The following is a 13,886-nucleotide window of genomic DNA, read 5'->3' as shown; positions in this document are numbered from 1 at the left end:
TAAAAATTTGCTAAAATTATACTATAAAAATGCTTTATAAAAGGAAAAATATAAAATTTAAGAACTTTGTAGATTTGCATAAGAATTTGTCTTTAAGTAAGCTTTTTGATTTTTATAGTGTGTTTGAAGGTTTTGAAAAATTAAACATTTTAAATTTTGAAGACGATGTATTTACAAATATAGAGCGAATGTTGCTTGATGATTATCTAAAAATTAAAAGTTATTTCGCCTTGGATGAAACAAGTTCTTATGCTCTTACTTTGCTAGCTAAAAACAATCGTAAGCGTTTTTCTATCAATAGAAAAATTCAGCATTTTAAAGCTTTATCTACACTTAAATATCTTTTAGAAACAGGTATAATAAAACTTGAGTATAGTAAGGAAGCTAAAAAAATAAAAGATAAAAGACAAAAAATCAAAAAAGAACTAAGATCTTATGTTGTCCAAGATAAGATTATATTTAGCAACCATTTTACTCGTTTCTTTTTTTATTTTTTAAAGCCCAATGAAAAGCTTATTTTGCAAAATCGTTATAAAGAAGTTTTAGAATGCATTAAAGAAAAATTTGAACTTTATCAAAGTTTTTGTTTTGAACAACTTTCTAGAGAATTGCTTGAGAAAAAATTCAATATCAATGGAGTGCAAAGTTACTGGGATAAGAATTTAGAACTTGATCTTTATTATCAAGATGAAAATTTGTGTTTTGTCGGAGAAGTTAAATTTAAAAATAAAAAAATTTGTAAAAATATTTTAAATCTTTTAAAATCAAAAGCAAAGTCTTTAAATTTGGCTCCAAATTATTACATTATAATCTCAAAAAATGGTTTTAGCAAGGAATTTGATAAAATATGCGAACAGAATTTGCTTTTACTTGATTTGAATGATTTTAAGATTTTATTAGAGGAATGATAAATGAATGAAAGTATTTTAAAAAGTTTAGACTCAAATGAAAAAGAAACCCTACAAAAAGGCTTAGAAAGTCTTATAGAACAAACTTATGTAATAGAAAATGAATACAAAACTTTAAATGAAAACTATAACTCCTTACGTGCAATGGTTGATGAGATTATAGAGGTGTTGCCTAGTGCGCTTTGGATTTTAGATAAAGAAAAAAATATTATTTTACAAAATCAAGAAGCCTTGAAAAATCCAAAATTACTTAGTATCATTAGTCTTGATAAAATTCGTGATGAGCTTGAATTTGAAGGTAGGTTTTATGCGGTAAAAATCATAGCGCATAATGAAAAAACTATAGTTTCAGCTACAGATATTAGCGATGAAAAACGCAATGAAAGGCTTGCAAGCATGGGTAGTGTAGCGGCTCATTTGGCACATGAGATAAGAAATCCTATTGGATCTATATCTTTACTTGCTTCAACCCTTTTTGCTCGTAGTGAGCTTAAAAATAAGCATATAGTTCTTGAGATCCAAAAGGCTATTGCTAGAGTGGAGCGTATCGTAAATTCAACTTTACTTTTTACTAAGGGTGTACACATCAATGCTTTAAATTTTAATCTTTTAGAGTTAAAAGAAGAGTGTGAAAGTGCCATTAACTCTTATAATTTCACTTCTCAAATAGACTTTGAAATATCTTTTTTGGATAAGCAGATTTGTGCTGATAAAGCTCTTCTTGGTTTGGTTTTGCAAAATTTGATTTATAATGCTATTGATGCGATAGAAGAAAGCGAATGTGAAAAGCCTATGATTAAAATTTTAGCAAGTTATGATAATGAAAAAATATGCATCAGAGTGTATGATAATGGTTGTGAAATAAAAGATGAGAAATTGGTTTTTGAAGCTTTTAAAACAACAAAACTTAAAGGCAATGGACTTGGCTTGTCTCTTTCTAAAGAAATCATAAACGCTCATAAGGGAGAGTTAAGTTTTCAAAGTGATCCTAAGAATTTTTATTTTACCTTACCTTTGGCGTGATAAATATTTTCTTTTCACCCCAAAACGGAACAGATCTTGCTTATATTATTTTAATATATTTAGATTGAAGGCAGAAAAATCTAAATTAAGGAATTAATATGAGTATCTTTAGTATCAATGATAACTCAAACTATGGTTCTATACTTTCACAAGCAAAAGCTAATAAAGAAAGTAAAGAAAATTCCAAAATAAGTTTTGCTAATGCTTTTTTAAAACAAAATGCTAGTAAATTAAATGAAATTCAAAATGCAAATTCACAAACTCTAGCAAGAAGTGAAGTATTAAATTCTACTAATACAACAAATACTAGCAATAATACTAATTTTAGTATAGGTAGTAAGACAAGTTCTCCTAATTATGATATATCAAGTGAATTTAAAAACTCTATTTATACTCTAAAATATAAACAAGTAGATTTAAGCACTGATACAGCCTATGGTTATAGTGTAGATAAAGATGGTTATATGGGAAGTGATTTTAATAAAGCTGCGGGACTTCCTGAAGATTTTAAGATACATAAATCTACTTTGGATGAGATAGAGAGATTTAATCAACATGGTATGGCTGATGAAACTAGTGGTAATTATTATAATAGTTTTGATATGGCTTCTATTGTTAAATCCTATTATAATAGTTTTAATCAAGTAATAAGTGCATTTCCAAATGATAAAACAAGTTTTAGCGAAGCTGATTTAGAGCAATTACCAAAAGGACTAAATTATGGTCGTAATGAAAACAAAGAAAAAATTGTAAAAAATATATTTAATGCGGAACAATTTCACGAAGCACAAGCGATTAAGTATTCTACTATGAATTTGGGTATGAACCTTATGAAACTTGACTTTTCTCCACAAAGTATGGAGCAAGATTCTTCAATTGAAGGTGAATTTAATCCTGATATGTCAGTTTATCCACAAAATGAAGATGGAAGTTATTCTAAAGAAGCTTTGTTTATGAGTTTTTTAAAATCCTATCCGCCTTTTCCATCTCCAAATCAAGTTGTTTTTAGTCCTGAAGCAAAAGTTCGTGAAGCAAAACTTGAGCTAGAAATGAAAGCAAATCCCTCTTTTGATATTTCCTTAGACGACATTATGACAGGCAAAGTAGATTTTGCAAGTTTGTTAAAAGGCTATGCACAAGATGGTTGGCTTGATGCAGATATATATGCAATGGAAAAAGGAGTTGCTTGGCAAAATACAAGCATAGGTTATGGTGGAGCTTGGTTTGATAATCAGTTTAATCAAGCAAAAGCTAATGGTTGGAAAGCAAGCAGTGAAAGTATAAATTCTTTTGCTGATTCTATAGCGGATAGACTCAATAGTCTTTTAGAACAGACTAGGGTTTAGGAAGTATTTGCACGAAGTCAAATTAAAAATGATGACATTTGCAAATACTTATGCAAATCACATAAAGCTAGGCGCATCGTTTGAAAAGAGTATCAAATCTCCGTGTTTTGTTTCTTTAGCTAGAGTTTGAACTAGCTGACTCTTTTCTTCAAGTATAATGGTTTTTATTTTTAACTCTTTTTTGAAAATTTCAGCATTGATTTGTGCACTAATGATAGCAAGATCAAAACACTCATTGATGATTTTAGCAAGTTTTATATTTTCTTCTTCGCTTACTTCTACTATACCAGGACTTACTAAAACTTTGCGTCCTTTATAGCTTTTACAAAGTTTATAGCTTGTGCTCATACCTTTAAAATTTCCATTAAAACCATCATCTATGATAAATTTAGGCTCTCTTGAAAGCACTTGCAAGCGATGTTCTACGGAATTTATATTTAAAACTTGCTTTTGAATTTTTTCTAGTTTTATGCCAAGATAATGAGCACAAAGTATACAAACACAAAGATTTTGCGCATTAAAATCCCCTAAAATTTGACTTTTAAAATCATAGGATTTATTTTCTATATCGACTTTAAATTCTAAACCTTCAAGACTTGAATGAATAAGACTTAATTTATCATCATAAAGGCTGATGAGTTTATCTTCTTCTTTTTGGGTGCTAGAGTGTAAAAAAGCCTTTTCTAGTCTTTTGGAATTTAAGGCTTCAAGTTTGGTTGAGCGGATATTTTCAACACTTTTAAAATACTCTAAATGTGCATTGCCTATCTCTCCTACTATGCTGATTTGAGGTTGTAAAAAACGAGTGATTTCATCGATATCGCCTTTAAGTCTAGCGCCTGCTTCAGCTATGTAAATTTGAGTATCTTGACTTAAATTAGCATTGATATCAGCAACTATACCTAGCAAGGTATTGACAGAGCGTGGTGTTTTGTAGCTTTTAAAGTCATCTTTTAAAAGTTCGTATAAAAAATTTTTAATACTTGTTTTTCCAAAACTTGCGGTAATGAGTATGATTTTTAAATTTTCATTGGCTCTTAGTTTGGCTTTGGCTTGTTTTTTATAATATAAATTTGTAAAAAACTCATAAATTTTAAGACTCAATAAAGTAAAAGGAAGACTAAAAAGATTAAAAAGAAAAGAAAAACGCAAAGCAAGGATGGTAAAAATAGCATTATAAACAAAAACAAAAACAAAAAACCATTTAACCTTACTTGTAAAAACAAGCTTTTTATCTATGCCTTTATTCCAAAAATACAAAATCGGAGTATGGATCAATGCAAAATATGCCAAAGAGTATAAAGGAAAAGCTAAGAATAAAAAATAAGGGATAAATAAAAAATACAAATGCCATAAAGGTTTATGATAGTGAAAAAACACGCGTTTAAATTTATAAGAATACCATTGTAAAGCACTCATAAGATAAAAAGCTATACAAAAATTAAAAAATAAAGAATTGATAAAATAAAGAGTATTGACAAGCATTTAAATTTCCTTAATTTTTTGAGCTATGAAAGCAGAATGTTTTAAAAAGAAAAAATGATCCCCCTCTAAAGGATAAAAAGTGCTATTTTTTAAAAGTTGATGCATTTTTTCACCACAATACAAAGGCGTGGCTTCATCGCTTTTTCCCCAAAAAACCAAGCTTTTAGCCTTTTGCTTGGTAAAAATTTCACCAAAATCCTCATCAACAACATTTTTAAAGGTTTCATACATCATAGGGCTAAGATTTGCTCCATCTTTACTAGCAAAATAGCGATAAAATTTTCCCAAACCAAAGAGTTTTAAAATTTTAAAAATACGGATTTTAAAACGCACTTTTAGGGATTTTTTAGCTAAAATTCCTGCGCTTGAAAGTAAGATTAGGGTGTCTTTTTCTTTTGCGAGTAGGGTGCTTACTTTTCCACCAAAAGAATGCCCCATGAAAAAACAGACATTGAGTTTTTTTTGTTTTAAAAAAAGTTCTGTGATATTGGCATAATCTTGAGTGTTTAAAATTTCTTCCACACTTGAATTTCCAAAACCCGCCAAATCCATATAAATTTGACAAAAGTCTTTCAAAAAAGGATAAAAACTTTGCTTCATAAGTTCTTTATCAGCTCCCCAGCCGTGTAAGATAAGTATTTGCGGTAAGGTAAGATCACCTAAAATTTCATAAGAAATTTGATAAGTTTTGTTTTTATAAGAAAGTTGTGTTTGAGCCATTTTAAGCCTTTTGATTTTTGTAGATATTTTCTAAAAGTTGCATGGCGTTTTGCAAGCGTTCAAATTCCTTCATACTAAGCATTACAGCTTCAAATTTGTTATTTTTTAAAATAACTATTTTTCCACTTTCGCTTTTTTTGAGTTTTTCCATAATGGGGCTAAAATTTCTTACCATCTCGGTGGCAGTGTAAATTTCATCTTGTTTAAAAGAGAGCATTTTTCTTCCTAAAATACGCTAAATTTTATGTATAATTTAGCGTATTTTGACTTAAAAGCTTATAATTTTCCTTTTTGTCCGTTGATAGAGTGAAGGAAGTTGTAGCTGATTTTTATCATTTTTTCAAGTGAAATTTGATCAGCTAAAGCGTTTAAAGTGGTACTAAAATCTTTAAAAAGATAATTAGCCAAAGAACCAGGGTTTGGGTTGATTTCATTTAAATATACTTCATTATCCAGTATAAAAAAATCGCAGCGTATTAAAGCACCTTTAAACAAAGGATTGTAGATCTTTTTAAAACTGTCTTTGAGTTTTTCTTTCAATTCTTCGCTTAAATTTGCTTCTATAAGCTCATTGTGTCCTGAAAAACTAAGATATTTTTGTTCAAAGTCTAAAAATTCTTTTTTCTTTGGCTCTTCTATGATGGAAAAAACAAACTCATCATTGATCATACATCCTGCAAGATTGTATTCTTTGATATTGTTTTTAAATTCTTCCACTACAAGATCATTATCAAATTCAAAACCTACATCTTTAGCATATTCTAAATCTTTTTCATCTTTTACTATGCTAATGCCGATACTACTTCCAAGTCTTGCAGGTTTGATAATGCAAGGAAAATTAAGCTTTTCTTTAGAGTTTTGCCCTTTTCTTACCATGGTATAATCAAGAGTTTTTACTCCAACGCTTTTGGCATAAAGTTTGGTAAGTTCTTTGTTAAAAGATAATACACTAGCTTCAAGTCTAGGTCCTATAAATTTAATAGAATAAAACTCAAATAAAGCCGCAATTTTTCCATCTTCTCCATCTCTACCATGGATAAGATTGATCACGTATTCGCACTCTAGTTTATTTTCTTTTAAAAAACCTTTGCTAAAAAAACCTCCTTGTTTAATGAAGAGTTCTTTTTCTTTTTTATAAGCTTTGGTGCTAAAAGTTTTAGAATTCATTTTTTCACTTGGGATATGATAAAATCTTCTTTCTTCATCGCAAAAAATAAATTCTAAATTTTGATTGATAACTTTTTTAAGTACCACAGCACTTACTATACTGATCTCGTGTTCATAAGAATTTCCGCCAAAAAGTATTGCAAATTTCATTTTATTCCTTTATCCTAGTTTTTTAAGAGCTTCTTTGATGAGTTCGCTTGTGCTTGTTGCTTGAGCGCTTGCTAAAACACTTATGATTTTTTCTTGTTTAAAGCCTAGAGTAAGAAGTGCGGCTAAGGCTTCGCTTTTATCATCACTCACATTTTCAAGTTTGGTTTTTGTATCTGAAAGTTCTACTATAATGCGTTTTGCACTTTTTGGACCTATACCAGGTACTTTTTTAAGCGCACTTTCATCGCTTAAACTTAACGCTTTGTAAAAAGAATTTACATCAAGACTAGAGCATACCGCCATAGCAGTATTTGCACCCACTCCATTGACTTTTAAAAGCATTTCAAACATTTTTTGTTCATCTTTATCCAAAAAGCCATAAAATTTATTAGAATCTTCTTTGATGATTTGAGTGATAAAAAACTCATGCTTTTCTTGAGTTTGAATTTTAGCAGAACAAAAAAGCGAAATAAATATCCCATAGCTTAAACCACTAGTGCATTTAACAATGATAAAAGTAGGTTCTTTTTTTGTGATTATTCCTTCGATGCCGACAACCATGCTATATCCTTTTCTTCATAATCTAATTTTTTATGTATTTCTATACTTTCTTGGTTGTTTTGTATGACTTTTTTAATGCCTATAAATTTAGCACTTTCATTAACAAATGAAGAGTAAAAAATATCTTCTTTGGGCTCTAGAAGTGAAAATTTGATCTCATTCATATCAGTCCATTTGCCACTTTTATTTATAAAAGTTGCTTCAAAAAGCATTTTTTGCAAATTGATTAATTCTAATTGTAAAGATTTTTTGCGTTCAAGAAGTTCTTTTTCTTCATTTTGTAGTTTATTTAATTCAAGATTTTGTAAAGAGAAATCTTTTAGGGCTTTTTCGTATTGTATAGGAACATTTTGACCTTGATTTTTAAGTTCTGTTATCTTTTTTTCAACGCTTAAAATTCCATTTTTACTTGATAAAATGTATTGTCTTATTTTATTCATTTTATGATTTAACTTAGAAATTTGCTCTCCTAAAATCGCAAATTCTTCATCATAATTTTTATCAAGAGTTTTAATTTTAGCATGAAATTTATTGTTATCCCCGTTAATGCGTTCTATTGTGGTGTTTTCAAAAAACACACAAGAATTATTACTTTCTAAATTTTCTATATAAATTTTATCAGCTTGTATATTTCCACCTAGGCTTTGTTTAATTCTTACTTCTTTAGCTTTGACTGTTCCACCTTCGAGCAAATCTATATTTAAAATTTCGGCTTCTGCAAATCCTCTATGAGTTTTTATATAGGCTTGTTTGGCTTGAATTTTGGCTTTAGAGTGTGTAGTGCCTTCAATTTTCATTTTAGCGGCATTAAGTTGAGTGTTGCTTCCTACGCTTCCGACTACATTTAATTCTTCACATTCTATCCCAACGCCAGAATTTACAGCATCTTTTACTTCTGAAAGAAATTTTATATTGATTTTGACATTTTTGTCTAGTCCAGCTCTTATAATCCCTATATTTTTAAAATCTACCCCATTAAAATCTAGTTCATTGGCGATATCAAATTTTTCACCATCTTGTACTACATAACCTTTTTTTAAAGCTATATATTCTGTGTATCCATCTTGCTCTACTTGTTTAAAAGCCGAAGAACAAGAAAATTTAACTTTATTTTCATTTGCGGCTAAAACTTTTAAGGTGTGTAAATTTAAGTCTTTTCCTTCTTTACCTTGTTTAAATTTGACGTGTTTTAAAACAACTTCATTTTCATCAACAACAATAATACCTGAGCGTTTTTCATCGATAGTGTAGTTTTTGGTTTTTTCTTTATAAGTCAAGATCAGGGATTCATCTTGACTTTCTATAGGATCAATACCTTGTGCAACGGTGATTTGTATAGTTTTATTTAAAGGGGTGTTTTTATGTTGGTTGCAAAAAGACACTAAATTTTTCTTAAAATCAAAAATGCGGATACCTATTAAAAATTTAAGTTTCAACATCTTTTTATAAATATTTTGCAAAAGTTCTAGTGCTAGTTTTTCATGAAAGTCTAAATTTGCAAAATCAATTTGAGCAATTATTTTGGTTAAATTTTTATTCGCAACTAGTTTGACTGCTTGAGATGCTTTGCTTTGGTTTATACCGTGGAAAATTTCTATTTTGTATTCTTGCTTGATTTGAAGATCATTTTTTAAAAAAATTTCATCTTTATCAAAAAGAGTTAATTCTTTTTCAGAGATTTTTTCCCATTCTAAATCTCCAAAACGATATTGTGTAGAAAATGCCAATAAACTAAAATCAAGCTCATTTAAGCTAAGGTTTGTTTGTGAAGCTACGCTTAAAAGCTCTCGAGCTGGATTTTCTGTATAGGCAATAATTTTTTCATCCAAAGTCAAAACTTTCCCCTTGTAAAAAATTAAGAATGTAATTATAGTCAATTTTTAATCAATTTTAGTTAAAATAGTTCTCTTTATATTTTGAAATTTATGAAAAAATTTAATGAAGAGTTTAGTATTTAAAAATTTTATTGTCAATGCTTTAGGAATTTTATTTTCAAGAATTTTAGGGCTTGCTAGAGATGTTTTAATAGCGCTTTTTTTAGGAGCAGGGCTTTATAGTGATATTTTTTTTGTGGCTTTAAAAATGCCTGCTTTTTTTAGAAGAATTTTTGCAGAAGGGGCTTTTGGACAAAGTTTTTTGCCTAATTTTGTAAAAGCGAAAAAAAAAGGAGCTTTTTGCGTTAGTGTAATGATGCAATTTAGCCTTATAGTTTTTTTATTTTGTCTTTTGGTAAGTTTTTTCTCCTCTTTTTTTACCAAGCTTTTTGCTTTTGGGTTTAACGCAGATACTATAGCTTTAGCGGCTCCTTTGGTGGCGATTAATTTTTGGTATTTGTTTTTTATTTTTTTAGTTACTTTTTTAGGGGCTATTTTAAATTATAGACAAAAATTTTTCATTACCTCTTTTTCTGCAGCATTATTTAACTTAAGTATTGTTATAGCTGCTTTTTTTGCGGATAAAAATGCACCGCAAAATACACTTTATTATTTTTCTTATGCAACGGTTTTAAGTGGGGTGGCACAGCTTATTTTACATTTGCTTGTTTTAAAAAACAATCCTGTAATTCGTGCTATGACTTTAAGTATAAAATTTAAAAAAGCCAAGGCGAAATTACAAGGTTTTTATGGCAATTTTTTTCATGGAGTTTTAGGTTCTTCTGCGACTCAATTTAGCTCATTGCTTGATACAACTATAGCTAGTTTTTTAATGAGCGGGAGTATTTCTTATCTTTATTATGCAAATCGTGTCTTCCAACTCCCCCTGGCACTTTTTGCTATTGCTTTAACTCAAGTTTCTTTTCCAAAAATTTTAAAACATTTAAAAAGTGATCAAGAAAATTTAGCCTTAAAATTTATGCAAAGAGCATTAGCGCTTTTAAGCATTTTGCTTATTGCTTCTAGTATTGTAGGTTCTGTGTTTGCTTTGGAAATTTCAAAGCTTTTATTTGAAAGAGGAAATTTCACTCACGAAGATAGTGTGATTACGGCTTATGTTTTGATTGCTTATCTTATAGGGCTTTTACCTTTTGGTTTGCAAAAGCTTTTTTCTTTGTGGCTTTATGCAAAATTTAAACAAAAAACAGCAGCTTGGATCGCGGTAAAATCTTTAATTATCAGTGCTTTATGTTCTATGGCTTTTATATTTTTGATTAAAGATGAAAGTTTAAAGGTTATTGCAGTAGCACTTTCAAGCTCTATTAGTGCTTTTTATTTGCTTGGAGCTAATATCAAAGAATTTGGTTTTAAGAAATTTTTTGCTTTAATATCTATTAAAATTTGCTTATTGGTTATAGTTGCTTTGATTGTTTTTACGATCTTACTTATTTTGATTAAACCTTATATTTTAAGTTTTTTTATAGGAATTTTTACAAGTTTTAAAGGAGTTTTTTAATGAGATTATTAGATAGTGTAACAAAAGAGAAAATAAAACTTGATAAAAAAGATATTAGTATTTATTTATGCGGGCCTACGGTTTATGATGATGCACATTTAGGACATGCAAGAAGTAGTGTTTGTTTTGATCTTTTGCGTAGGGTTTTACTTGCTCAAGGCAATAGGGTAAAATTTGCTAGAAATTATACAGATATTGATGATAAGATTTTGAAAAAAATGGCTCAAAGTGGTCAAACTTTAGAGGAAATTACGGAATTTTATATCAAAAGTTATGAAGAGGATATGAGGGTTTTAAATGTATTAGATCCTGATTTTAAACCTCGTGCAACGCATTATATAACAGCTATGCTTGATTTGATTAAAAAGCTTGCTAAGGATGGGTTTGTTTATACTCTAGAAGATGGAATTTATTTTGATACAAGTAAAGATGAAAAATATTTAAGCCTATCAAATCGCAATTTAGAAGAAAATATTTCTCGTCTAAGTAATGAAGTGCAAAAAAGAAATGAAAGCGATTTTGTGCTTTGGAAATTTGATGAAAATTTTTACGAAAGTGAATTTGGCAAAGGGCGTCCAGGTTGGCATACTGAATGTGTTGCTATGATTGATTCTATTTTTGAAAATACTCTTGATATACATGCTGGAGGGATAGATTTGCTTTTTCCTCATCATGAAAATGAAGCTGCGCAATGTCGTTGTGGATGTAAGAGAAAATTAGCAAATATTTGGCTTCACAATGGTTTTGTAAAAATCGATGGCGAAAAAATGAGTAAAAGTTTAAATAATAGTTTTTTTATAAAAGATGCTTTAAAAGAATTTATGGGCGAGGCTCTAAGATTTTATCTTTTGAGTTCTCATTATAGATCTCATTTTAATTATTCTTTATCGGATTTAGAAAATGCTAAAAAACGTTTAGATAAATTTTATCGCCTTAAAAAAAGATTGGATTTAGGTGAAATTTCTGATTTTGATGTTTTAAATGATATTGAAATAAAAAGCGAAATTGCTAAGCAAATTTTAGAGATTTTAAATGATGATTTAAACGTTTCTAAAACCTTAGCTCTTTTGGATGATTTTATCAGTAGTGCAAATTTAGAGTTGGATAAAGAAAGCAAAAATAAAATTTTAAAACAAAATATCAAAGAAGCTTTAAGCGAGCTAGCTAAAATTTTTGGCTTTGGTTTTATGGATACAACTTTATATTTTCAATGGGGTGTAAGCAAAGAAGAACGAGAAGAAATTGAAAAGTTAATTTTAGAAAGAACTGAGGCTAAGAAAAACAAAGATTTTAACACAGCTGATGCAATAAGAGAGCGATTAAGTAGTAAAAAAATCACTCTTTTAGATACTCCAAATGGAACAATTTGGGAGAAAATAAATGCATAATGAGATGAATTTAAAAGAGGTTTTAATACGCTTTAAGCCCTTTTATAAAAGATATTGGAAACAATTTGCTATAGCTATTTTCGGTATGATTTTAGCAAGCGGAGGAACTGCTGGAAGTTTTTATGCTTTAGAGCCTATTTTAAATTATATTTTCGTTGAAAAAAATGAAGCTTTACTTTATACAGTGCCTTTTTTGCTAGTATTGATGTATTTTTTTAAAAATCTTGGAACTTATTTACAAAGTTTTTATGTTTCCTTTATAGGAACAGATATGTTAAGAGTATTGCGTGCTAGGGTTTTGAAAAATGTTTTACGCTTGGATATGGATTTTTTTAAACGCTATAGAAGCGGAGAGCTTGTAAGTCGTTGTACTAATGATATTAATGCACTTCAAAGCATAGTATCAAACATTATTCCTGATTTTTTTAGAGAGCTTTTAACTGCTATAGGACTGCTTGCGGTAGTCTTGTATCAAAGTCCTACTTTGGCTTTTTTTGCTTTAGTGATTTTGCCTTTAGCTATTTTTCCTTTGGTATGGTTTGCTAAAAAACTTAAAAAATATGCAAGAAATATACAAGAAACAAATTCGGATTTACTTTCTTATTTGGGTGAAATTTTTTCAAATATTGAATTGATCAAAGCTAATGATAATGAAAAAAAAGAAAGTGATAAATTTGCTAAGCATAATGATACTTTATGTAAATTAAACCTAAAATCCGCACGTATTGATGCACTTACAAGTCCTTTAATGGATATGATGGGTTCTGTTGGGGTTGCTGTGGTGATTATTGTAGGGGGTAGAGAGGTTATCAATGGTTCTATGAGTGTGGGAAGTTTTATCAGTTTTGTTTCGGCACTTTTTGCGATATATACTCCTTTAAAGCGTCTTTCGTCTTTATATGGAAAACTTCAAGGTGCTGTTGCGGCAAGTGAAAGAACTTTTTATTTATTGGATTTAGAACCTCAAATTAAAGGTGGAAGCAAAGAATTAAAAAACATTGAAAAAATTAGCTTTGAAAATGTTGAATTTGCTTATGAAAACCCGCATAAAAATGTTTTAAAAGGCGTAAATTTTGATTTTGTTAAAGGGCAAATGCTTGCTCTTGTAGGGACAAGTGGGGGTGGTAAATCTTCTATTATTAATCTTTTGATGTATTTTTATGAAAAACAAAAAGGTAAAATTTTACTCAATCAAGAAGATATTAGCACTTTTACCATAGAAAGCTTACATGCTAAAATAGGACTTGTAACGCAAAATATTTATCTTTTTAATGATAGTTTTGCTGCAAATATTGCCTATAGTGAAGAGTTAGAAGAAGAAAAAGTCGTTCAAGCTTTAAAATTGGCCAATGCTTGTGAATTTGTTAAGGAAATGGGCGGGATTTGGGCTGAAGTGAAAGAACATGGTAAAAACTTAAGTGGAGGACAAAAACAAAGAATAGCAATCGCTAGAGCTTTATATAAAAATCCTGATGTGCTTATTTTTGATGAAGCAACTTCAGCTTTGGATAATGAAAGTGAAAAAGCAATAGTTAAAACTATAGAAAATTTAAAACAAGACAGATTGATTTTAGTGGTTGCACATCGTTTAAGCACTATAGAAAATGCAGATAAAATAGTAGTATTGGATAAGGGTAAGGTATTGGCAATAGGTAAAGATGAAGAGCTTTTGCAAACTTGTTCTTTGTATCAAAAATTTAAAAGCAAAGAAAAAACAAAGCCTAGCTTTAGTTAATTTTAGTTAGAAT

General features: G+C 29.2%; 12 protein-coding genes. 6 read left to right on the top strand and 6 right to left on the bottom strand.

All coding sequences use genetic code 11. The annotated features are described in order from the left end of the window. The first annotated feature begins 29 nt into the window (after positions 1 to 29). From ELQ06_RS05950 to ELQ06_RS05940, 3 genes are all read left to right on the top strand, one after another. Entirely contained in the window at positions 30 to 908 is an 879-nt protein-coding gene (locus ELQ06_RS05950) for a DUF234 domain-containing protein (RefSeq protein ID WP_079460076.1), read from the top strand. A gap of 3 nt (positions 909 to 911) precedes the next feature. After that, positions 912 to 1,931 carry a fla regulon two-component system sensor histidine kinase FlgS gene (gene flgS / locus ELQ06_RS05945; RefSeq protein WP_002889760.1) on the top strand — a complete coding sequence of 340 codons (1,020 nt, stop codon included), beginning with the start codon at positions 912 to 914 and terminating at the stop codon, positions 1,929 to 1,931. 98 nt (positions 1,932 to 2,029) lie between these two features. Further along, positions 2,030 to 3,277 carry a hypothetical protein gene (locus ELQ06_RS05940; protein ID WP_134237484.1) on the top strand — a complete coding sequence of 416 codons (1,248 nt, stop codon included), beginning with the start codon at positions 2,030 to 2,032 and terminating at the stop codon, positions 3,275 to 3,277. Positions 3,278 to 3,334: 57 nt separating this feature from the next. Here the strand turns inward: ELQ06_RS05940 and murF are convergent, their stop codons facing one another. The 6 genes from murF to ELQ06_RS05910 are packed head-to-tail and all read right to left on the bottom strand — an operon-like array spanning position 3,335 to position 9,195. Next, positions 3,335 to 4,762 (bottom strand): UDP-N-acetylmuramoyl-tripeptide--D-alanyl-D-alanine ligase, encoded by a 1,428-nt coding sequence (gene murF, locus ELQ06_RS05935; protein WP_052793890.1) that lies wholly within the window; start codon positions 4,760 to 4,762, stop codon positions 3,335 to 3,337. Beyond that, positions 4,763 to 5,482, bottom strand: a complete 720-nt coding sequence (locus tag ELQ06_RS05930; RefSeq protein WP_052793889.1) for an alpha/beta hydrolase — start codon at positions 5,480 to 5,482, stop codon at positions 4,763 to 4,765. Between the two features lies 1 nt (position 5,483). Then, positions 5,484 to 5,699, bottom strand: a complete 216-nt coding sequence (locus ELQ06_RS05925; protein WP_052793888.1) for a type II toxin-antitoxin system Phd/YefM family antitoxin — start codon at positions 5,697 to 5,699, stop codon at positions 5,484 to 5,486. A 59-nt stretch (positions 5,700 to 5,758) separates the two neighbouring features. Beyond that, positions 5,759 to 6,799, bottom strand: coding sequence for a D-alanine--D-alanine ligase (locus ELQ06_RS05920; protein ID WP_052793887.1), 1,041 nt, complete (start codon positions 6,797 to 6,799; stop codon positions 5,759 to 5,761). Positions 6,800 to 6,808: 9 nt separating this feature from the next. Further along, positions 6,809 to 7,360, bottom strand: a complete 552-nt coding sequence (gene ruvA, locus ELQ06_RS05915; protein WP_052793886.1) for a Holliday junction branch migration protein RuvA — start codon at positions 7,358 to 7,360, stop codon at positions 6,809 to 6,811. Next, positions 7,336 to 9,195 carry a flagellar assembly protein A gene (locus ELQ06_RS05910; protein ID WP_052793885.1) on the bottom strand — a complete coding sequence of 620 codons (1,860 nt, stop codon included), beginning with the start codon at positions 9,193 to 9,195 and terminating at the stop codon, positions 7,336 to 7,338. Before ELQ06_RS05910 ends, ruvA begins: the two co-directional genes overlap by 25 nt. A gap of 103 nt (positions 9,196 to 9,298) precedes the next feature. Between ELQ06_RS05910 and murJ the strand changes: the two genes are divergently transcribed. From murJ to ELQ06_RS05895, 3 genes are read left to right on the top strand one after another with little or no spacing between them, the layout of a single operon-like run. Further along, entirely contained in the window at positions 9,299 to 10,750 is a 1,452-nt protein-coding gene (gene murJ / locus ELQ06_RS05905; RefSeq protein ID WP_052793884.1) for a murein biosynthesis integral membrane protein MurJ, read from the top strand. After that, positions 10,750 to 12,138 carry a cysteine--tRNA ligase gene (cysS, locus tag ELQ06_RS05900; RefSeq protein WP_052793883.1) on the top strand — a complete coding sequence of 463 codons (1,389 nt, stop codon included), beginning with the start codon at positions 10,750 to 10,752 and terminating at the stop codon, positions 12,136 to 12,138. Before murJ ends, cysS begins: the two co-directional genes overlap by 1 nt. After that, positions 12,131 to 13,873: an ABC transporter ATP-binding protein gene (locus tag ELQ06_RS05895; RefSeq protein WP_052793882.1), complete on the top strand. Its 1,743-nt coding sequence runs from the start codon at positions 12,131 to 12,133 to the stop codon at positions 13,871 to 13,873. Before cysS ends, ELQ06_RS05895 begins: the two co-directional genes overlap by 8 nt. The last annotated feature ends 13 nt before the right edge of the window (positions 13,874 to 13,886 follow it).

Source organism: Campylobacter sp. CH246 (assembly GCF_004378835.1).
Lineage (GTDB): Bacteria > Campylobacterota > Campylobacteria > Campylobacterales > Campylobacteraceae > Campylobacter_D > Campylobacter_D jejuni.
Note: the sequence above shows the minus strand (reverse complement) of the source record. Positions and strands in the feature narration are given on the sequence as shown.

Excerpts from the sequence above, each read along its gene's own strand:
- ELQ06_RS05920 (WP_052793887.1), bottom strand. The coding sequence starts at position 6,799 with ATGAAATTTGCAATACTTTTTGGCGGAAATTCTTATGAACACGAGATC.
- ELQ06_RS05895 (WP_052793882.1), top strand. The coding sequence starts at position 12,131 with ATGCATAATGAGATGAATTTAAAAGAGGTTTTAATACGCTTTAAGCCC.
- murJ (WP_052793884.1), top strand. The coding sequence starts at position 9,299 with ATGAAGAGTTTAGTATTTAAAAATTTTATTGTCAATGCTTTAGGAATT.
- murF (WP_052793890.1), bottom strand. The coding sequence starts at position 4,762 with ATGCTTGTCAATACTCTTTATTTTATCAATTCTTTATTTTTTAATTTT.
- ELQ06_RS05930 (WP_052793889.1), bottom strand. The coding sequence starts at position 5,482 with ATGGCTCAAACACAACTTTCTTATAAAAACAAAACTTATCAAATTTCT.
- flgS (WP_002889760.1), top strand. The coding sequence starts at position 912 with ATGAATGAAAGTATTTTAAAAAGTTTAGACTCAAATGAAAAAGAAACC.
- ELQ06_RS05940 (WP_134237484.1), top strand. The coding sequence starts at position 2,030 with ATGAGTATCTTTAGTATCAATGATAACTCAAACTATGGTTCTATACTT.
- ELQ06_RS05925 (WP_052793888.1), bottom strand. The coding sequence starts at position 5,699 with ATGCTCTCTTTTAAACAAGATGAAATTTACACTGCCACCGAGATGGTA.
- ELQ06_RS05950 (WP_079460076.1), top strand. The coding sequence starts at position 30 with ATGCTTTATAAAAGGAAAAATATAAAATTTAAGAACTTTGTAGATTTG.
- cysS (WP_052793883.1), top strand. The coding sequence starts at position 10,750 with ATGAGATTATTAGATAGTGTAACAAAAGAGAAAATAAAACTTGATAAA.
- ruvA (WP_052793886.1), bottom strand. The coding sequence starts at position 7,360 with ATGGTTGTCGGCATCGAAGGAATAATCACAAAAAAAGAACCTACTTTT.